The sequence below is a fragment of the Aquimarina macrocephali JAMB N27 genome (assembly GCF_000520995.1).
Lineage (GTDB): Bacteria > Bacteroidota > Bacteroidia > Flavobacteriales > Flavobacteriaceae > Aquimarina > Aquimarina macrocephali.
In genome coordinates this window covers 139530-161305 of sequence record NZ_JACA01000013.1, presented here as the reverse complement: position 1 = coordinate 161305, position 21776 = coordinate 139530, and the positions used below count along the sequence as shown (strand labels likewise).

The window sequence follows — 21776 nt, the reverse complement described above, 5'->3', positions numbered from 1 at the left end:
CACACAAAAAATATAAAAAGGAGAACGATATCGTCCTCCTTTTTTATTAAAACGATACTATCATATTTTATAGCAATGGGGCTGGACATTCTGGGGTCCCATCACAACAATTATAATAATCAGACCAACAGCATCGTTTAACAGGATGCCATTCATACCTTCTGCAACCTCCGTCAGGTTCTCTTCCTCCATTAACTTGTTTTTGTTGAGCTTTACTTAATGCTTCACCTAAATTTGAAATTTTTTTTAACATAATTAGAGTTTTAAGATTATACTCCTATGACTATTTATAGACATTCATAGTATTTGTCTATTTTGTTTAGTGTAATTTTTATAGCTGTGATATAAATATATTAAATGGTTAATATTACTAAAGTTATAGTTTTTGAAAAGAGTAACTTTCTCTTTAACACAAAATTAGTACGTGAAGAAAAGATCACAATCACAGGTTTTCAATAGTAATGACTTCAGTTTATTAAAAAGGAAATAGCAAAGAAAGTTTTTAAAACATCAAATATTTTTAATGTATAATTTTTAGTATTAACTGAAAACAAGGGGTCTTAAATTCACTATTTTCAGGGGGAAACGAGGTCAAGAATCTAATTACTTTTATCAAATGATTACGCTAATATAAATGATAGACTAATGAAAAGAATATTGGTTTTTGTAATAATTTGTATGATGAACAAAGGTATGGCTCAAAATAAGGAAGATATAGTCGGTTTGTACGCATTAGGTTCTCATTCTCCAGAAGGAGGAAGTCATCTATTCGTTTTAGAAAATGGCAAATTTGTGATTACTTACTTTGGAGGAGTACAGGTAGGAAGTTGGCGTATAGATAGAGATCATACTTTCTTGTTTACCCCAAACACCAAAAAAAATGAATTCGAACTTTATGGGAGATATAATAAAAACATAAAGGACAGTTTAAAAATCTCTTTTATGGGGTTTGAAGAATCACGAAGTTTCGTGAGTTTAAAAAAATCAAAAGATGATCACTATGTAATGAAACAGGTATTTAATGATGAAGCTAACTGTTTTGGTTATCCTTATGTAGAAACTTTTAAAAAGAATACCGATATGATTTCTTTTATGGCCATAAATGAAGGAATAAATACTACTATAATTGATTTTAATATAAAAGGGCTTAATGATTTTATTGTTTATTTTTTTACTAGAGAAAATGAGACATACCCTTTTTATGCCATGTTAAAAGAAAATAAATTATATATAGATGAAAACGAATATTCAGGAAAACGACCTTTGCCAACAGAAGGAGAAGACATAGAATTTATTAGAGCAATAGCCAATAAGAATACTTCTGAAACTGTACTCCTTTATAACCCCTCATATAACCACTTTAAAGAGGATATTAATGCAAACCATATTTTTGATAAAGGAAAACAAGCATATATTGATCTAGAGTTTTATAAAGAAGGAAATGAAAATAGAATAGATGATGAAGCATTTTTTGATATGTCCATCATCTATAAGTATGAATTGTGTACTGGTAGCTATATTAAATCAGATAATTTCAAAATTGAAGATAAACCTATTTTTCAGGTTAATTGTAAATAAATGAATGTAGAAATGTTGGATGAAGATCAAAAAAATGGACTAAAAAACGGATTAAATAATAGAATTGAAATTTACAATATTAAGCAGGTTAAGATAGTGTAGAATACAGTTAAATAATTACTACCTTTAATCCGCTAAACATCGACTAATATGAAATTATCGCGAATTCTCTATCTGTTACTTTTTGTAACACTTGTATTTTCTTGTAAGAAAAAAGATGATCAATCCATAGCTGAGGCAAATGCTTCAGAATTAAACAAATATCAAGAATATATCTCAGATGTATCTTCAGGGGTGATTTCAGTTTTGGATAACGTATATGTGGTATTGCAAACACCAGTAGAAGGTTGGGATGATAATCAAGAACTGTCAAAAGATATACTCACTGTATCACCAAAGATAAAAGGTAAAATAATTGCTGTAAACAACCGAACTATTTCTTTTCAACCAGAAGAAGGGTTTGATGAGGATACGGCTTACACTTTTACGCTAGATCTTGAAGAATTAGTTAAAGATTTTGAAGATGATCTTGATGAAGAATTCGTCTTTACTGTAAAGACATTAAAACAACAATTTTCTATTATTACAGATAACCTTCAGTCGTATAGTAAAGATTGGCAATATATAGATGGAACAATAACATCAAGTGATCAAATGAAATTTGATGTAGCAAAACAACTTATTACTGCATCACAAAAAGGAAAAAAAGTAGCTGTAAAATTTAGCGAATCAATCGATAAAAGCCGTCAGTTTAGTTTTAGAATAGATAGTATTCAACGGTTTGAAGATGATTCTGAAGTAAATGTTAAATGGTCTGGTAAATCTTTTGATATCGATACCGAAGGCGAGGATGTATTAGCCATACCCGGGAAGAATAATTTTTCTATAATTAGTGTTTCGGTCGCTAATGTAGATAATCAATATGTAGAAATCAATTTTTCTGACCCACTAAAGAAAAATCAAAATTTTAATGGTTTAGTAACCATTTCTGGGACAAAAAATTTAAAGTATACCGTAAATGGAAATGTGCTTAAAGTATACCCAAAACAAGAACTTAAAGGAACATTAGAGGTGACTGTTTTTGAAGGGATTAAAAGCACAGATAATTACAAATTAAAGAACACATATACCGAAAATGTATCTTTCCAACAACCCAATCCGGAGATTCGTTTACTACAAAGTGGAGTGATTCTACCTACTTCAGATAATCTGAAATTTAATTTTGAAGCGATCAACCTTCGGGCTGTTGAGGTACAGGTAGTTAAAATCTTTGAAAATAACGTTCTTCAGTTTTTACAAAACAATAACCTTAATGGTTCTAGTGATTTGAGAAGTGTAGCAAGACCAATTGCCAAAAAACTAATTAATCTTCAAGAAAATCCTTCTTTAAATCTTAGTAAATGGAATGCTTTTGCAATTGATTTAAAAAAGCTGATTACACCAGAACCTGGAGCAATCTATAGAGTAGAACTAAATTATCGAAAAGCCTATTCGCTTTACAAATGTGATGGGGCAGCTGCAGACGATACCCCAATAAATGAATTGACAGATAATTATGACGAAGAAGAGGAATCCAGTTTTTGGGATAGTTCTCAATACTATTATGATGATTATTACGACTACAATTGGGAAGAAAGAGAGAACCCATGTAGCACTTCTTACTATAGAGATAAAAAAATAAGTGCAAATGTATTAGCCTCTAACCTGGGAGTAGTAGTTAAAAAAGGGCTTAATAATGCATATATGGTTACAGTTAATGATATTGTCACCACTAGCCCTGTATCAAATGTAAAAGTAACTTTTTATAATTATCAGCAACAAGAAATGGGAGTGGCGACTACCGATGCAGAAGGAATAACAGGTTTTGATGCAGATCGCCCTGCATATTTTGCCATTGCCCAATCGGGAAAACAGCAAACCTATGTAAAATTGAATGATGGGAACGCACTATCTGTAAGTAAATTTGATGTTTCTGGAGTAAGATTGCAAAAAGGAATCAAAGGATATATTTACGGAGAACGTGGTGTTTGGCGTCCTGGAGATACCTTGTTTTTATCTTTTATGCTTAATGATAATGCAAATAAATTACCAAAAGGACACCCGGTAAAATTCGAGTTACGTGATCCATACGGTAAAGTTACCTATCAGGAAACAAAGACTAATGGAACCAATAATTTCTACAAATTTGTTGTAAATACTTCTGATGAAGCACCTACTGGTAACTGGCAAGCCAAAGTTAATGTTGGAGGAGCTAGTTTTAGCAAAACACTTAAAATTGAAACCATAAAACCCAACCGCCTTAAGATCAAAACTACCTTTGATGATGAAGTTCTGGGGGCTAATAAGAACATACAAGGTAATCTCGAAGTGCTGTGGTTACATGGAGCGATAGCCAAAAACCTGAAAACTGATATCAATGTTCGATTCAATCCAGGTAAAACCAGTTTTAAAACCTTCCCAGGATATGTTTTTGATGACCCAACTCGCAGGTTTGGAACCGAAGAACAGGAAGTATTTCAGGGGCGAATTTCTGGCGAAGGAAAAGCAAGTTTTAACCTTAAACCAAAACTTGAAAATAAAGCTGCAGGAATGCTAAAAGCCTCTTTTATTACCAAAGTATATGAAAACGGAGGAGATTTTAGTACAGATGTCATTAGTAAAGATTTTTCACCATATAGTACATATGTAGGAGTAAATGTTCCTAAAGGCGATAAAGCACGAGGGATGTTGTTAACAGACACAAAACATAATTTTGAAGTTGTTTCAGTAGATGATAAAGGAATCCCTAAGTCGGTCAAAAATCTTGAAGTTTTTATCTATAAGGTAGATTGGAGATGGTGGTGGGATACATCAGAAGATAACCTCTCTTCTTATAATAGAGGATCATATCATAACGAAGTATTTAAAACCAAAGTAACAACCAGTAATAATGGTAAAGCAAATTTTAATTTCGAATTAAAATATCCTGAGTGGGGAAGATATCTGGTAAGAGTGGTAGATCCGAATGGAGGACATGCTACCGGAAAAATAATGTATATCGATTGGCCAGGCTGGGCTGGAAAATCACGTAAAAATGATCCTTCGGCAGCAACAATGTTATTATTTTCAACAGATAAAAACACCTATAATGTAGGAGAGAAAGCTATTGTAACGTTTCCATCTAGTGAAGGCGGAAGAGCATTAGTAACAGTAGAAAATGGTACAGAAGTACTGTCTTCGCAATGGGTAACCCCTCAAAAAGGAGAAACGAAATTCGAATTACCGATCGAAGAATTATACACCCCCAATGTGTATATTAATATTACATTACTACAACCACATGCCGATACAGCAAACGATTTACCAATACGCTTATATGGGATCGTTCCAATTTCTGTTGAAGACCCGAATACCAAGGTTCAACCTAAACTAACAATGCCAGATGTATTGCGACCAGAAGAAACGATTACGCTGAAAGTTGGAGAAAATAATGGTAAACCCATGACATATTCTATTGCTATTGTAGATGAGGGCTTATTGGATCTAACACGGTTTAAAACACCAAACCCCTGGAACAGCTTTTACGCTCGCGAAGCACTTGGAGTAAAAACCTGGGATGTGTATGATGATGTAATTGGCGCCTACGGCGGAAGTATCAATCAGGTATTTAGTATTGGTGGTGATGCAGAAGCTGGAGGCAGTAAATCCAAAAAAGCAAACCGATTTAAGCCTATGGTTGTTTTTGAAGGACCATTTGAACTTAAAAAAGGAGAGACACGTGCTCATAAGATTAAAATTCCAAAATATGTAGGATCTGTACGTACGATGATTGTAGCTTCAGATGCAGAAAAAGCAGCCTATGGTAGTGTAGATAAGACAACACCGGTACGCAAACCTTTAATGGTACTAACTTCAATTCCTCGTAAAATTACTCCAGGAGAAAAAGTAACAATACCAGTTACCGTTTTTGCGATGGAAAATAAAGTAAAAAACGTAACCGTTACCTTAAAGCCTAACAAAGGATTTACGGTAATTGGCGAGACGCAACAAAAACTATCGTTTCCTCAACCTGATGAAAAAATGGTCTATTTTGATATCGAAGTGCTAGAAGGAGCTTCTATTACAGATATTGAAGTAGTGGCTAGCGGCGGTGGAGAAAAAGCATCATATAAAGTTCCTATTAATATAGTGAACCCAAATCCAATAACGACAGAAGTCACTTCTATTGTTCTGGAACCTAATAGTGAGCAGGAAGTAGACTTTGCAGCATTTGGAATTGATGGAAGTAACAGTGCAACGATTGAGTTTTCATCATTACCACCAATGAATTTTGAAAGTAGATTAAGCTACCTGATTCGGTATCCACACGGTTGTGTTGAACAAACGACTTCGGCAGCATTCCCACAATTATATCTTGGTGATGTCTTCAATTTATCATCGGATAAAAAGCAAAAAATACAGAAAAATATAGAAGCTGCTATGTATAGACTTAAACGTTTTATACAACCAAATGGTGGGATGTCATATTGGCCTGGATATAGTAACCCTAATGATTGGGGAACTACTTATGCCGGTCATTTCTTGCTCGAAGCAAATAAACAAGGATATGTATTGCCAATAGGTTTTAAAAGTAACTGGATTAATTATCAGCAGCAGCAAGCCAAACGATGGAGAAGTGGTAACAATGACTTGGCACAAGCTTATCGATTATATACATTAGCACTTGCCGGGAGCCCTGATCTGTCATCAATGAACAGGTTAAGGGAGACATCAGGATTGTCTAATGATGCCAAATTGAGATTAGCGGCAGCTTATGGGCTAATTGCTCAGACAAATGCAGCAAACCAATTGCTTAATTCGGCAAATATTGATTTTCAACCTAGAAATAATAATCATTACACCTATGGGTCTACAAGTCGAAATCGGGCAATGGCACTAGAAACACTTGTAGCTTTAGATCAAAAAGTGAAGGCGCAGAAAGTGGCAGTGGATTTGGCTAAAGAATTATCTTCCAAAAATTGGATGAGTACGCAAACTACATCTTATGCATTAATGGCAATGGCAAAATATGCAACCTATGTAGGAGGAAAAGGTGTAAATGTAAACTATATTCTTAACGGAAAATCAACAAATGCTAATACAAACAAGACATTGGCAACTTCTGGTGATATATCTATTTTAAAAGACAATAAACTGGTGCTCAAAAACAATAAGGATAATACCATTTTTGTACAAATTGCAACAAGTGGAATTCTACCTGTTGGTAAGGAAAAAGTAATTCAAAACAAGTTTAGAGCAATTGTAGATTATAAGACCAGGGATGGTAATATAATTAATCCGATTCTATTAACTCAAGGAACAGATTTTGTGGCAGAAGTAACGATTACTAATACTACAGGTTCTAAAGTAAAAGATATTGCATTGACCGAAATTTTCCCATCAGGATGGGAAGTAGTCAATACTCGATTTACAGATTTTGGATCGTTTAAAGCTAATGCGGTAACACATACTGATATTCGTGATGATAGAGTGAATTTCTATTTTGACCTAAAACCAAATGAAAGTAAAACGATGACCATTTTATTAAATGCATCCTATCTAGGTAAATACTATCTGCCAGGTATCCAATGCGAAGCCATGTATGATAATGATTATCTAGTAAGAAGTAAAGGGAAATGGGTCGAAGTGGTGAAATAGATTAATTGATTTGGCTACAGAATAATCTCTTTAATCCGAATTAAAATAGTACAAATATTATGAAAAACCCCCTGCTTAAATACATAGCTCTCTTTGTCATAGGATTGTATTCTTCTCAAGCCATTGCATGTGATTGTGATTGTAAGGGAGATTGCTCATTTTCCTCAGTTTCGACAGGAGGGTTTGTTGCTCTGGTAAAAGTAATTGAGTATTCTGAATTTTTGGAGTTTGAAGATGATGGAAAATTGAAGAAAATACCTTTAGCAATGAAAGTAGAAGTTATTAAAAAATATAAAGGTGAAGATACTCGTAAAGTCATTCAAATTTGGGGAGATAATGGAATGCTATGTCGGCCATATACAGATCATTTTAAGATAGGGAACCATTATTTAATTGCTCCAAACAAAATTTGGAAGGACTCTGAAAATGGAAAAATGGATGATTATGATTTCTTTTCATGTGAGACTGGTTTTTTGGATGTTAATCTTAAAAAAAAGATGGTATATGGAACATATTCCAAAAACATAAATAAAATTTCATTAGATAAAATAGAAACCATTTTAAGTAAATAAAAATTGTTACCACAATAGTTGATAAAATAATGATTTTAGAGCAAGCAATTTTATATATAAAATCTGGAGAATCAGAAGCTTTTGAGCAAGCTTTTAACGAAGCCCAAAAAATAATTTCTGCTATGAAAGGATATATTAGGCATGATGTATTGAAATGTATAGAAGAAAATGACAAATATGTATTGTTGGTAGAATGGGAAACGATAGAAGATCATGAAACAGGTTTTAGAAAATCTGAAGAATATAAGGAATGGAAAAAATTATTACATCATTTTTATGATCCTTTTCCTATGGTGCAACATTATGCATCTATATTATCCTGATATAGCAAAGCGGTTATTTTAACTTAACCATAAAGCAACATATTGTTTTTTTTATTACCATTGTTGAAAAGTCGAAAATATATGAATACTAAGTTTTATAAGCTCTTAACAGGTCTTTTTTGCTTGATAATTGTTTGTTCCTGTAAGCAACAATCGGTTTCGGTAAATAAGATCTCAGCAATTCAACAAAAAATTGATTCTACAATAATTGCAGATAAAGCTATAGATTCATTTATTACACCTTTTCGAGATCATTTGAATAAAACTTTAGATGCTACACTGTGTATTGCTACAGTAGATTTAACTAAACACGATGGAGAATTAGAAAGCAAATTGGGTAACCTTACAGCAGATATTTCTTTACATCAGGTAGAACCGATTTTTAAAAAAAGATATAATAAAGAAATTGATTTTGTATTATTAAATCATGGAGGTATACGGGCACCAATACTCAAAGGACCGGTAACTGCAAGAACAGCTTTTGAAGTAATGCCTTTTGAAAATGAATTGGTGGTAGTAGAATTATCTTATGAAAAAGTACAGGAGTTAGTTTCTTATTTGATCGAAAAACAACGAGCACACCCTGTTTCTAATTTACGACTCAGTATTGTAAAACAATCAAAAGAAGTACAAAAATTAATTATTAATGGTGAACCATTACAAAACGGTAAAACCTATTTAGTGCTTACTACAGATTATTTACAACAAGGGGGAGATAGTATGAATTTCTTTAAAGATCCTATACAATTATATAAAACAGATTATAAGTTCAGAAATGCACTAATCGATTATTTTAAATCAATAGATACATTAAAAGCACAACTGGATAAAAGAATGAGATATGCAGAATAGAAGAATATTTATACAGAAAATAGCATCGGCAACAGCTTTTGCTACTTTAGGAGGAGTGAGTTTAGTATCTTGTGTTAGACCAGTATCAAAAAAGATAACAGTACTACATACCAATGATGTGCATAGTCAGATTGATCCACTACCAAACAATCATTATAAATACCCTGGATTAGGAGGGTTTGCCAGAAGAGCATCGATCATAGAAAAAGTACGAAAAGAAAATCTAAACACCATTTTATTAGATGCAGGAGATATTTTTCAGGGCACTCCATATTTTAATTATTACGGGGGTGAAATTGAATTTAAACTGATGTCAAAACTAAACTATGATCTTGCAACGATAGGGAATCATGATTTTGATAATGGAATTGATGGATTACTAAGCCAATTACCTAATGCCACTTTTGATTTTGTATCGGCCAATTACGATTTTAAAAATACGGTGCTAGATGGTATAGTAAAACCATATAAAATATTAGTAAGAGATGGGATTAAAATCGGAGTCTTTGGTTTAGGAGTAGAATTGGAAGGTTTAGTGAATAAAAATTTATATAAAGAAACTCAATATCTCGACCCTATTGAAATTGCTCAAGATATCACGAGGGTATTAAAAGAAGATCAGCATTGCGATCTTGTAATTTGCCTTTCTCATATTGGATATGATTATAAAAATGCTCAAGATAAAGTTTCTGACCTTCATCTGGCAAAAAAGACAAAAGATATCGACCTGATTATAGGTGGTCATACGCATACATTATTACCGAAACCAGTTATTATAGACAATTTAGTGGGGAAGAAAGTACTCGTCAATCAATGTGGTAAAAGTGGAGTGTATATGGGACAAATTGATTTTTATTTTGACACCAACGGGAGTAAAACAGTAGAAGGAAGGTCAATAGAGGTTTAAAATATTTTTTTTGAATAATTTATAGATTCATCCATAGTACACATTGTTTAAAAACGTAAGAAACTACATAAAAACTCATCCAAAACGCTTCATAATCTTTGGAGTAGTATTGGTTATATATTACTTTTTATTACCAAGACCACTATTTAATGATCCAACTGCTACAGTAATTGAAACCAGAAGCGGAGAATTATTAGGTGCTAAAATTGCAATCGATGGACAATGGCGTTTCCCTGAGACCGATAGTGTGCCCGAAAAATTCAAACGGTGTATCATCGCATTTGAAGATCAGCAATTTTATCGACATTTCGGATTCAACCCAGTAGCGATGGGGAAAGCGATTAACGAAAATATTAGTGCAGGTAAAGTGGTTAGAGGAGGAAGTACTATCACTCAGCAGGTTATTCGTTTGGCACGAAAAGGTAAAAAACGCACCTATTTTGAAAAATTAAAAGAATTAGTATTAGCCACACGACTGGAGTTTGGAACTTCTAAAGAAAGGATTTTGAAACTATACGCCTCTCATGCTCCTTTTGGTGGTAACGTAGTGGGGATTGATATGGCAGCTTGGCGTTATTTTGGATTACCCGCTCATCAATTATCCTGGGCAGAGACCGCAACACTTGCAGTATTACCTAATGCCCCTTCTTTAATCTATCCTGGAAAAAACCAAATTAGATTACTAAAGAAAAGAAATCGATTGCTTCATACCCTTTTAGAAGAAGAGACAATCGATTCATTGACATACGAATTATCAATAAGTGAAACATTACCTCAAAAACCTTATTTTTTGCCACAAACAGCTCCTCATTTGTTGGAAAGATTGGCAAAAGAACATAATGGTAAAAGAGTACAAACTACAATTGATCCAATACTGCAAAAACAAGTTAATCGAGTAGTTAGAAAACATCACGAGGTATTAAAACAAAATGAGGTGCATAATATGGCAGTTTTGGTTTTAGATGTTGATACCAGAGAAGTGTTAAGTTATATAGGAAATTCACCAACCGACAGAGCACATCAAAAAGATGTAGATATCGTCCAGGCAGGACGCAGTACGGGAAGTACATTAAAGCCATTATTATATGCCGCAATGATGGATAAAGGTGAATTGTTACCAGAACAATTGGTTTCTGATATCCCTACAGTAATTTCGGGATATAACCCCAAGAATTTTGATGAAGGTTATAGCGGTGCTGCTCCGGCAAATCGAGCTTTGGCTCGTTCTTTAAATATACCAGCAGTTCGGTTATTGCAACAGTATGGATTGCAAAGATTTAGAGATGAAATGAATGCGTTTCATATTAGAGATTTGAGATATGGAGCTGACCATTATGGATTGTCATTGATTGTTGGAGGAGCAGAAGGAAATCTTTGGGATCTTAGTAAAATATATGCTGGCTTTGCGGGCACGTTAAACCACTATCAAAGTACATCTAGTGAATACTTTACTCAAGAATTTACAGAACCAATTGTTTTGGCCGATAGAGAAGTAGACTTTGGTAAAAGCACACAACAAAAACCAGTGTATGGTGCCGGAAGTATTTGGTTAACTTTTGAGGCTATGAAAAAAGTAAACCGACCAGAGGGTGATGAAGCCTGGGAATTTTATGATTCTTCGAGAGAGATTGCTTGGAAAACAGGAACCAGTTTTGGTAACAGAGACGCTTGGGCAATCGGTGCCAGTCAAAAGTATGTAGTAGGAATTTGGATTGGCAATGCCGATGGAGAAGGAAGACCAGAACTCACAGGATTAAATTCGGCTGCACCTGTTTTATTTGATGTGTTTAATCTATTACCAAAATCTAAATGGTTCCCTGCTCCGTATGATGATCTGATTACTGTAACAGTCTGTACTAAAAGTGGTTTTCTGGCGGGTAGCAACTGCCCAACCAAACAAATGGATGTTCCTTTTTCGGGAACTAGAACCAAACCTTGCCCATATCATCAATTAGTGCACCTGGATACCGCGAAGCAATACAGAGTAAATTCTTCTTGTGAACCTGTTGCCAATATCATTCATGAATCTTGGTTTGTGTTACCTCCATTACAAGAATATTTTTTTAAAACAGGTAATGCAGATTATCGTTCTTTACCGCCTTATCGACCAGACTGTATAAAAGAATCTCAGGAACGAATGGATTTTATCTTTCCAAAGGCCAATAGTAGTGTCTACTTACCCAAAGGATTTGATGGTAAAACCAATGAGGTAATTCTTAAAATTGCGCATACAAATCCAGAAACTCGAGTGTTTTGGTATGTTGACAATGAATTTATTGGAACAACAAAGCAATTTCATGAAATGGCTGTGGCTCCAAAACCAGGAGTACATGTTATTACTGTTTTGGACGAAAAAGGAAATGAATTAAAGCGAAAAATGGAAATCAAAGAGTGATTTTGATTTAAACCCATAACTCTTCTATTTTTTCTCCGTAATCAACTTAAAAACACATTTATTAATAAAAACATAAAATACTGCAATTTTGTGTTAAAATAATAAAATTGTTAAATTTTGAACAGTTGTCTTAGTATCTTAGAATCAACATTTTACAGATTAGCTAGCGTTAATAATTAACGTATAACTCAACTTAACTCTTAAAACCAATGAAAAATGCAATTTTATTGCTTGTCATAGCATTATGTTCAAGCATTACCGCCTATTCCCAAATAGGCCAAGGAGGAGAACCCTTGTTCTCGAATGAACGTGTTTCAAAAACAAGCCAAATTCCTGGTGTAACATTGCCTAAACTGGATATAGCAAAACTGCTAAAGGAAGATGCTTTAGAATCAAGTAAAGACGTACCAATGCGTTTTGCGTATGCTCATAAAACGAATCTTAATCCAAGAAATTCGGGAAAATGGTATACCAATTCAAAAGGTGATCGTTATTGGCTGATTGAGATTGAATCTAAAGGAGCACTGTCACTTAATCTCACCTTTTCGAATTTTAAAATTCCAGAAGGAGGTAAATTATTTGTCTATAACAGAGATAAATCTGATGTTCGTGGAGCATTTACTTCTGCTAATAATAAAAACTCAAAACGATTGGGTTTAGCTCCTGTAAAAGGAGACAAAATCATAGTAGAATATTTTCAACCAGCTCAAGTAAAACAACAGCCAGATTTAAATATTTCTGCAGTTGCCCATGATTACAGAGGTATAATGACAATGGCAAAAAACTTTGGAGATTCTGGATCTTGTAATAACAATGTAGTTTGTGCAGAAGGAGATCCATGGAGAGATCAAATTAGATCAGTAGCATTAGCAATTTTAGGAAACGGAACAAGATGGTGCTCTGGATCTTTAATGAATAATACTGCAAATAATGGAACACCATATTTTTTAACAGCAAATCACTGTACATCTGGTCGTGACGTGACCAACTGGGTATTTGTTTTTAACTATGAATCTCCTGGGTGTAGCAATAACTCTGACGGGTCAACTAGTCAGTCTATTTCTGGTTCTCAAATGATGGATAGCGGCTCAGGTTCAGATTATGCATTATTAAAGCTTTCTTCTACACCACCTTCTGCATATAATGTATATTATTCTGGATGGGATGCCACGGGAAGTATTCCTACTAAAACTACAGGTATTCATCACCCTGCTGGTGATGTGAAAAAGATATCATTTGATAGTGATCCATCTTCAATCACATCATATTATGGAGGATCAGGATCAGGAACTACTCACTGGAGAGTAAGTGATTGGGATGATGGGACAACAGAAGGAGGGTCTTCTGGGTCTCCTCTCTATGATCAAAATAAAAGGGTTGTAGGTCAATTGCATGGTGGAGACGCTGCTTGTGGTAATAATTCACCAGATTGGTATGGTCGCCTCTCGGTGACATATCCGAATATTTGTCAATGGCTGGCTCCTGGATGTACTACCAAAATAGTGAATGGATATAACCCTGGCAGTGGTGGAGACACGCAGGCGCCTTCTGCTCCTGCAGGATTAAGTGCTTCTAATGTTACAGGAACTTCAGTATCACTTTCCTGGACTGCTGCTACCGATAATGTAGGGGTAACTGGCTATGATGTGTATCAAGGAAACTCAATTGCTACATCAGTAACAGGTACTTCTGCAAATATTACTGGATTAACGGCTAATACGGCATATCAATTTAGAGTAAAGGCCAAAGATGCAGCTGGAAACATTTCTGGATTTAGTAATACAGTTAATGTGACCACTACAGGTGGTGGTGGAGTTACTTATTGTTCTGCAAATGGAAATAATGCTTCTGAAGAATATATCAGTAGGGTTCAAATAGGATCTATTGATAAAACTTCTACCGCTGGAAGCGGAGGATATAGTGATTTTACATCAGAATCTACAAATCTATCCAAAGGAAGTTCAAATACGATCACAGTAACACCTACCTGGCCAGGCACAAAATACAATGAAGCCTACCGGGTGTGGATAGATTATAATCAGGATGGTGATTTTGCAGATACCGGAGAACAAGTCTGGACACAATCTGCAACTCAAAACGCAACCGTAAGCGGAAGCTTTACAGTGCCTTCATCTGCTACCAATGGAACTACTAGAATGCGAGTTACTATGAGATATAATACGTCTCCTTCTGCTTGTGGATCATTTAATTATGGCGAAGTCGAAGATTATACTGTTGTGATTGGTGGATCGCTAACTGCTAAACAAAATAATAATGTAACACTTTATCCTAATCCGGCTAGAAATATACTTAATATATCTTTCAATACAGAATCAAAAGAAATCTCGTATTCTGTAATAGATATTTTAGGAAAAACAATTATCTCAATATCAGGTGAAAATAAATCCACTATAGATGTTGGGCATTTGAAACAAGGAATTTATTTTCTGAAATTCACAGATGGAAATAATCAATATACTAAACGTTTTGTAAAGCGATAAAGTCAAACTAAAGCTAGCTAGTACGTAAAATACTGAAAAGAGAGTGGGATTCCTGAATGTAATCAGGAACTCCACTCTTTTTACATTTATACTTATCTCAAAGGAAATCCTTTTGCTGCCCACCATGGATGTATCTCGATCATTAGACGTCCGGATTTTACCATAGGATCCATATTAGCTAAACTATCTGCCATTTTTTGTGTTGGTGTATTGTAAATTGTGATTCCACGAATATCACCATCATCCCCAAAAGGCCCCGAAATATCAGCATACCCTTCTTTATACATTTTACCAAGATGTCCAAGATGTAGTTTTTGTAAACTATCTGCTTCTTCCTTACTTTGAGAACGATTGGGGCCTTTTTTTAAGAAAGCAATAAAATATTGTTGCATAATCACGGTATCACCAGTTTCTTCATCTATGTAGTCAAAGATCTTAAACCCGTTTTCTTGTAATTTTTCTTTGATTGATTTTACTGAAGGTTTTATTTCCTCGGTAACTTCTTTTGTATTCTTCGATTGCAGCGTGCTTTCTTCTTTAGGTTGTTGCTTACAAGAGAAAAGGGATAGTAAAGCGAAAAACATGAGTAATTTTTTCATTTTAATGAATTTTTTGGTCATTTCTGAGGTTAAAATAAAGAATTTTACTTGAATTTGGTAGTGTTACCAATTTAGTGACTAAAATAGAATTAGATAGTAATTTTAAATGTAGTGCCTTTACCAAGAGCACTCTCTACCTGAACCTTAGCATTATTCATATCTAAAAAATCTTTGGTAATCATTAAACCTATACCTGTACTACTTTCTCCTCCGGTACCTTCTTTTTTATGTGTAGTATTGTATTCAAAAAGCCTTTTTAACTCATGAGGGTCCATACCGATTCCCGTGTCTTCAATTTCAATGAGATGTTTGGTTTTGGATTGAAGTAGTCGTATTTGAATTTCTCCTCCTTTTTGAGTGTATTTTATAGCATTAGAAATGATATTTCTTAAACTAGCTAAAATCATGTTCTTATCGGCATGAATATAAGTGTCGTTGGTAAAGTAGTGTGTAGAAAATTTTAGATTTTTTAGATTTATAATAGGCTGAAAATATTCAGTGATATTTTCAAATAATTCGGTAATACTAAATAAAGATTTTTCTGGTTTTAACGCTAATAAATCATTTTTAGACCAACTAATAAGGTTTTCTAAGGTAAAATGAATAGAGTTGGTGTTTTGCTCAATAGATTTTATAATTTCCCTCAATTGAGTTTTGTTATAATTCTCAAAATCTTCTAGTATTAGTTTTAGAAGAACGTCCATGGTTCCTACTCCTCCTCTTACATCATGAGATATTAGAGACAGGAATTTTGATTTCATGATATTAAGTTGCGTTAACTGAATGTTCCTTTTAGAGAACGAATAAAAAAGCAATACAAGTAAAGTGGTGAATACCACTCCTGCTATTAGAATGATTAAAGGGTAAGGTGTTCTTTCGTTTTTTATATACGTACTTGTTGGATCAGCGACCAACACCCATTTTTTCCCCCATAAAACTGGTAAATCAAATTGATGGTTAAAATTGATCTGGGAATTGACCTGTGCAGATTGATAGGTGAATAAGGTGTCTTTAGAGGTTTCATTTTTTTGGTTGAGCAACATCACCTGGATTTCTTTAGGTATATTGGTGTTATTAGCAGCTTCAAAGATTTTCGAAAATTTAAAAACTCCAAGTACAAACCCTTTTAGATTTTCTGGATTATAGTTTTTTTTAGACTTATTTTCATTAAATATAGGTAGAAAAGCTAAGCACCCTTCTTGGTCTGTTTTTTCTTGGACTAGTTTTATATTTCCACTGATAAGGGGTTTGCCCATTAACTGCGAGGATTTTAGAGTGTTATACCGCTCTTTTTCTGAAGCTAAATCATATCCGAAAGCATTTTTGTTTTTTGTGAGAGGATCAACATAGTAAACAGGAAAATATTCTTTTCTGATTTTTGCATTTACCAATTGATTAAAACTGTCTTTTTCTGTAAACCTAAAATCAGAAAATTCTTGTTGATGATTTTTTTCATAAAGAGATCTCATTTCATGTTTTACCCAGGGAATCCATTCTAAAGCCAAAAAGCTGCTGTTTCTTTTGCGTATAGACTGGGATTCTGTGATAAATGTTTGATAACTAGAGCTTTTGTTTGATTTAAATAATGTGGATAGGGTATGTAAAGATTCTAGGTTTAACTCAAATTCTCTGTGAAGAGATGCTGCAAATTGATCAACTTCATTTTTAAATTTTATTTCAATTTTTTTTTGCTCAAGTATATAATAAGATCTTGCCAGAAGTATGGAGAGTGATAACCCTATAACCCAAATAACAGGAATACAATATTTAGAATCAATAAGAGATTTTAAATAATATTGTTTTCTTTTCATAATTTTTTAGAAGCTCAAAAAACCTTTTATATTAATGGGATTGTAGTAGTAAAAAGAAAGAACTCTTCAAGTGTTTTAAAAAGGTATATAAGCTTCAGAATTCTTAATAGGGGGTAATTTTCTTAATAGGGGTAATTTAAAGATAGTAATTATTATGTGGATTATGATTAATAGAAGGTGTAAATTTTATTTTTTTATTATTGACTTACAGTTGTTTATGTTGAGTTATTATAGTAACTTTAATACAAACATTATATCCCGATTACCCTCTAATGTTTTACCTTACCCTGAGACTGGTTTTTTAATATCTAAATATTAAAAAAGAAATAACTACAATGATAGTTTTATTAGGCTACTTCATTAGTAAACTCCAATGTCAAAATTTCATATAATACTGTAATGATAATACGATGAAAACAAGTTCTGTATATATAAAAAAAAATGTACTAAATAATGATCTTATCACAATAGTAAATGATAATGGATATTTTGTTGAGTCAAACCCTCAATGGTCTGTTTTACTAGGGTATGGCAAAAAGGAATTGTTAAGTATACCTTATTTAACTTTGGTGCATTATGAGGATAGGAGTAAAGCCAAACAGGCAATCGAGCGTCGACTGCAAACTTCTACTTCTGAACCATTCAAGATTAGACTTATTAGTAAAATGGGCGATATTATATGGTTTGAATGGATTATAACCAAAATTGGATATGAAGAAGGATTTTTGCTAATTGCAAAAGATATAACTCAAAAAAAATTAGAAAGATCTTCTGTAGAAGCAGATTTAATTGCTTTAAAACTTAAAAATAGACAATTAGAAGATTTATTTAATCTAAGTCAGGATTTAATAACTATTTCAAATCCTGAAGGGTATTTTACCAAATTAAATCCACAATGGAGTAAAACTTTAGGATATACCGAAACAGAGTTAATGGATAGTCCTTATTTAACATTTGTTCATCCAGATGATCGACAAAATACTGTTGCAGAAGCCGCAAAACAATTTGATGGCACTACTATATTTAATTTTAGGAATAGATACCTTACTAAAACGGGAGAAATTGTTTGGTTGGATTGGAATGCCACTGCATTGGATCATACCGGAGAAGTATTTGGAATTGCCAGAGATATTACAAAAGCAATCAGACAAGAACAAAAAATAGAAGCGACATTACAAGAATTAATAGCAAAAAATAAGCAATTAGAGGACTATGCCTATATTACTTCTCATAACTTAAGATCACCAGTTGCTAATATCTTTATGCTTACCAAATTTTTAGAAGACAGTACTCTTACAAAAGAGCAAATGAACTATACGGATATGATCAAAAATTCTGCAGAGGTACTTAATAAAACAATGAAAGACTTGATAAATGTGGTACAGATTAACGAATCTACTGATATGACTATTCAAAATATCTCTCTTCAGGAAACATGTATTGAGGTAAAAAGGCAATTAAGTGCAAAAATCATGGAGACTCAGGCAAAAATCATTACTAATTTTGAAATTGAAGAAATTTCCTATTCGATTGCTTATCTAAGAAGTATATTTCTTAATCTTATTTCAAACTCTCTAAAATATTGCTCTTCTAAAAGAAAGCCCGTCATTTATATTTCTTCAGAAAAAACAAATAATAGAATTCAGCTGATATTTAGAGATAATGGTTTAGGGATTGATTTAAATAAATATGGAGACAAAGTGTTTGGGTTTAGAAAAACGTTTCATAAAAATGCTAATGCCAAAGGATTGGGGCTTTTTATAATCAAATCTCAAATTGAAGCCTTAAAAGGAACAATATCCATTGATAGCGAGCTTGATAAAGGAACTAAATTCACTATAAATATTGTGTTATGATTAAGGAGAACCATATTTTATGTCTTATAGATGATGATAATATTCATCAGTTTATTATAAAAAAGATCGTACATAAGCTTAGTCCTAATCAAAAACTACTTGTATTTTCTAATGGAGAAGAAGGTATTAACTTTATAAGATCAACAATAGGAAAAATAGAGAAGTTACCAGATTTAATTTTACTGGACATAAATATGCCTGTTATGGATGGATGGGGGTTTTTAGAAGAGTTTATTACAATCACTCCAGATATAAAGAAAGAGATTATTATCTATATCTTATCATCATCAGAAAACCCTACAGATAAGGAAAGAGCTAAAAAATTTGAATTGGTTTCTGGATATCTAATTAAACCCATTAATGAAACTCAATTGGAATCACTATTAGAAAGCGTCTGATATAGTACGTTTTCTATTCCTATCAAATACAATATATGTTTGATGGAGTTATCAAACATATATTGTATTTGATGGGAGTAATTCTATACCAAATACTATCGAGAAGTATATACTAATCCAAATGAAAAAACGGATTCTTTATTATAATTTCTACCGTCTAGAGTAGCACCGTAACCAGCAGAAATACCTACAGCATTTTTGTAAACGGGAACATAAAAATCAAAAGAAAGATTTGTGAAATCTACTTCAGTTTCAGGTAAAATAGCAGCCCCTCCTGCATTGCCAAATTCTGGAGTGCCAATATCATATCCCGAAATAGAGTTTTGTATATTGAGTTTGGCATGTACATAAAGAAATTCATTATAGTACCCTATTTTGGCACTATACAACATGGCATTGGGGATATCAAAATTATTGCTGTTACGGATACTGTACCCAAATTGTAGTTCACTAAATATTTTGAACGGAGTACTATATTGAAATATAGCTGAGCCATTAACAGTGGTAGCTTCATTGCCTAGAGAAAGTACACCTCCTCCTTCATAATTTCCTACAGGGAACGTTACTCCAGAGGCACCTCCCAGGGTTACTTGAGAAGAATTATCGAATTTTTTCTCCAGAACTTTAGCTTTTAGAAAAACTCCTAAATCCTGAATTCCATCTATCTGAGCTACATTTTGAACGGGATCTAGCACTCCATCTTTACTTTCGACACTAATGTATGGTAGAGTAAGGGTTGTAGATAACCAATTTGTAATGGCATATTGACTATAAAAAGAGATAATAGAAGAAGAAATTTCTCCTAAACCAGCAGGGTTTCCTTCAGATAAAGTAGACCCCCTATAGAACTGATCATAACTTTTGTATCCATAACTGGGAGCTAATGTAAAAGAATTCTTTTTAGGATAAAATCCATTTACAGGGATTTGCCCTATAGCATTTAAAAATGGCAAAATACATAATGTGACCCCTATTAGGGATCTTTTAGATTTGTGTAACATAACTGTAATTTTGGTTAATAAATAAGTAGGCTTAGCCGTGCTTATCCAGTTCACCTTACCAGCACCATATGTTACTCTTTTGTTAAGGTTTATTAAGGCAATGTTAATTGAAGTTAAAGACCTATTAACCTTACTTTTTTACCATAATTAGTTTGGTTTTTTACTTGGTTGAGAAAGAGTATTGAGATTTTACATATTTGTTTTACCAAAATAGTAATCAATTATAGTACTTTTATTTTTACATATTGATGGTAATGCTCTTTGAATCCTTCATTTTCTCCGAGTTGTAACGACATTACCTTCATACAAAATTCGTCTTTGTTGATCCAAAAAATACTATTGTCCTCGTAAGAATGAAACCATTTTTGAAAAGAAACTGATAATCTCCTTGTATAGTTATCCTTGTCTATATCATATACATAAAGATCTGTTGGCTCTAAGGTTTGCCCATCTATAGAGGCGGTGACCATTTTTTTCCAATTTGGTGAAATAATTGGTTTTTCAGTAAGAGTATCTTTTCTAGCCGTAATTTTATTGATTAATAAATGTTCACTATATCCTATGTAATCCCCTCGAATTACATGAGTGTTTAAGTTATCAATAGCCCCTACATAGTGATAAGATACATCACCCATATCTCTTTCATTTATATCTATTAGTGAGACAACTCCTTGATCAGTAGGTATATCGATTTTTCCATTGTTTTTTTTAATCTCTAACGTATCTTCTCTAATTGTGATGCCATTCTTTTGATTTTTCTTTAACTCCTCATAAGTTTTTTTGGAGATTAGTTCTAAAGTGAGATAATTATCCAGATCAAAATCACTCTCCTCATTATAAGAACGGATGAACTTTAAATCAGCGTTGGATAATCGATATGACATGGGGTTTTCTTTGGTTAAAAATCCATCAAAGGCATAACCTTTTATTGTAGTTATTTCTTTTGAATATATCAGTACCCATTTACCATCAATTGTTTTTGTGCCCTCCTTAACCTGAAAAGTATGATCAGTTTCTTCGATAATTTCAACAGGAGTCCCATAATCCAAAGTACTTATCTTTTCGGCATTAATATCAGGTTGTCTTCTCACGCTAAGTCCGCTAGTCGCCGTTACATAGTAAAACATAGTATTTTTTACTTTTTCTGAAGTCGGTTCTGTATTGTTTTGGCGATCGATTTTATCCTGAACCTGTTGATTTTTTATACTCCTGGCATCCTTACAATTTAAGAAGGATATAGCAACAAGCAGAAGCATTATGAGATTTAAAAATTTCCTCATTTCATTAGTTTTTAAATTATTTTAAAG

General features: G+C 33.2%; 15 protein-coding genes. 10 read left to right on the top strand and 5 right to left on the bottom strand.

All coding sequences use genetic code 11. The features are described 5' to 3' along the window. Positions 1-67: 67 nt before the first annotated feature. Positions 68-253: a hypothetical protein gene (locus Z054_RS0110150; protein WP_024769958.1), complete on the bottom strand. Its 186-nt coding sequence runs from the start codon at positions 251-253 to the stop codon at positions 68-70. A gap of 392 nt (positions 254-645) precedes the next feature. Between Z054_RS0110150 and Z054_RS0110145 the strand changes: the two genes are divergently transcribed. The 8 genes from Z054_RS0110145 (at position 646) to Z054_RS30085 (ending at position 14804) form a co-directional block, all read left to right on the top strand. Next, positions 646-1578: a hypothetical protein gene (locus Z054_RS0110145; RefSeq protein ID WP_152538520.1), complete on the top strand. Its 933-nt coding sequence runs from the start codon at positions 646-648 to the stop codon at positions 1576-1578. A 150-nt stretch (positions 1579-1728) separates the two neighbouring features. Beyond that, on the top strand, positions 1729-7254 hold the full coding sequence (locus Z054_RS0110135) for an alpha-2-macroglobulin family protein (protein ID WP_024769956.1): 5526 nt from the start codon (positions 1729-1731) through the stop codon (positions 7252-7254). A gap of 59 nt (positions 7255-7313) precedes the next feature. Next, on the top strand, positions 7314-7826 hold the full coding sequence (locus tag Z054_RS0110130) for a hypothetical protein (protein WP_024769955.1): 513 nt from the start codon (positions 7314-7316) through the stop codon (positions 7824-7826). Between the two features lie 29 nt (positions 7827-7855). Further along, on the top strand, positions 7856-8149 hold the full coding sequence (locus Z054_RS0110125) for an antibiotic biosynthesis monooxygenase family protein (RefSeq protein WP_024769954.1): 294 nt from the start codon (positions 7856-7858) through the stop codon (positions 8147-8149). An 81-nt stretch (positions 8150-8230) separates the two neighbouring features. Further along, positions 8231-9001: a 5'-nucleotidase C-terminal domain-containing protein gene (locus tag Z054_RS0110120; RefSeq protein WP_024769953.1), complete on the top strand. Its 771-nt coding sequence runs from the start codon at positions 8231-8233 to the stop codon at positions 8999-9001. Further along, positions 8991-9908 (top strand): bifunctional metallophosphatase/5'-nucleotidase, encoded by a 918-nt coding sequence (locus Z054_RS0110115; RefSeq protein ID WP_024769952.1) that lies wholly within the window; start codon positions 8991-8993, stop codon positions 9906-9908. The genes Z054_RS0110120 and Z054_RS0110115 overlap by 11 nt, the downstream gene beginning before the upstream one ends. 43 nt (positions 9909-9951) lie before the next feature. Beyond that, entirely contained in the window at positions 9952-12303 is a 2352-nt protein-coding gene (pbpC, locus tag Z054_RS0110110; RefSeq protein WP_024769951.1) for a penicillin-binding protein 1C, read from the top strand. Between the two features lie 209 nt (positions 12304-12512). Then, positions 12513-14804 (top strand): GEVED domain-containing protein, encoded by a 2292-nt coding sequence (locus tag Z054_RS30085; protein ID WP_024769950.1) that lies wholly within the window; start codon positions 12513-12515, stop codon positions 14802-14804. Positions 14805-14896: 92 nt separating this feature from the next. Here the strand turns inward: Z054_RS30085 and Z054_RS0110100 are convergent, their stop codons facing one another. Together Z054_RS0110100 and Z054_RS0110095 are read right to left on the bottom strand one after the other, a co-directional pair. After that, complete coding sequence (locus Z054_RS0110100) at positions 14897-15403, bottom strand: YciI family protein (protein WP_024769949.1); 507 nt, start codon at positions 15401-15403, stop codon at positions 14897-14899. An 89-nt stretch (positions 15404-15492) separates the two neighbouring features. Next, the gene (locus Z054_RS0110095; RefSeq protein ID WP_024769948.1) at positions 15493-17214 is read right to left on the bottom strand and encodes a sensor histidine kinase; all 1722 of its coding nucleotides are present in this window, start codon (positions 17212-17214) and stop codon (positions 15493-15495) included. Positions 17215-17624: 410 nt separating this feature from the next. Between Z054_RS0110095 and Z054_RS0110090 the strand changes: the two genes are divergently transcribed. Together Z054_RS0110090 and Z054_RS0110085 are read left to right on the top strand one after the other, a co-directional pair. Further along, entirely contained in the window at positions 17625-19070 is a 1446-nt protein-coding gene (locus Z054_RS0110090) for a sensor histidine kinase (protein WP_024769947.1), read from the top strand. After that, positions 19067-19468, top strand: coding sequence for a response regulator (locus tag Z054_RS0110085; RefSeq protein WP_035091340.1), 402 nt, complete (start codon positions 19067-19069; stop codon positions 19466-19468). The genes Z054_RS0110090 and Z054_RS0110085 overlap by 4 nt, the downstream gene beginning before the upstream one ends. Positions 19469-19563: 95 nt before the next feature. Here the strand turns inward: Z054_RS0110085 and Z054_RS0110080 are convergent, their stop codons facing one another. Both Z054_RS0110080 and Z054_RS0110075 read right to left on the bottom strand, forming a co-directional pair. Next, entirely contained in the window at positions 19564-20469 is a 906-nt protein-coding gene (locus Z054_RS0110080) for a hypothetical protein (protein ID WP_024769945.1), read from the bottom strand. A gap of 221 nt (positions 20470-20690) precedes the next feature. Beyond that, a complete protein-coding gene (locus Z054_RS0110075; RefSeq protein ID WP_084050240.1) occupies positions 20691-21749 on the bottom strand; it encodes an SH3 domain-containing protein in 1059 nt (352 codons plus the stop codon). Positions 21750-21776 lie beyond the last annotated feature (27 nt).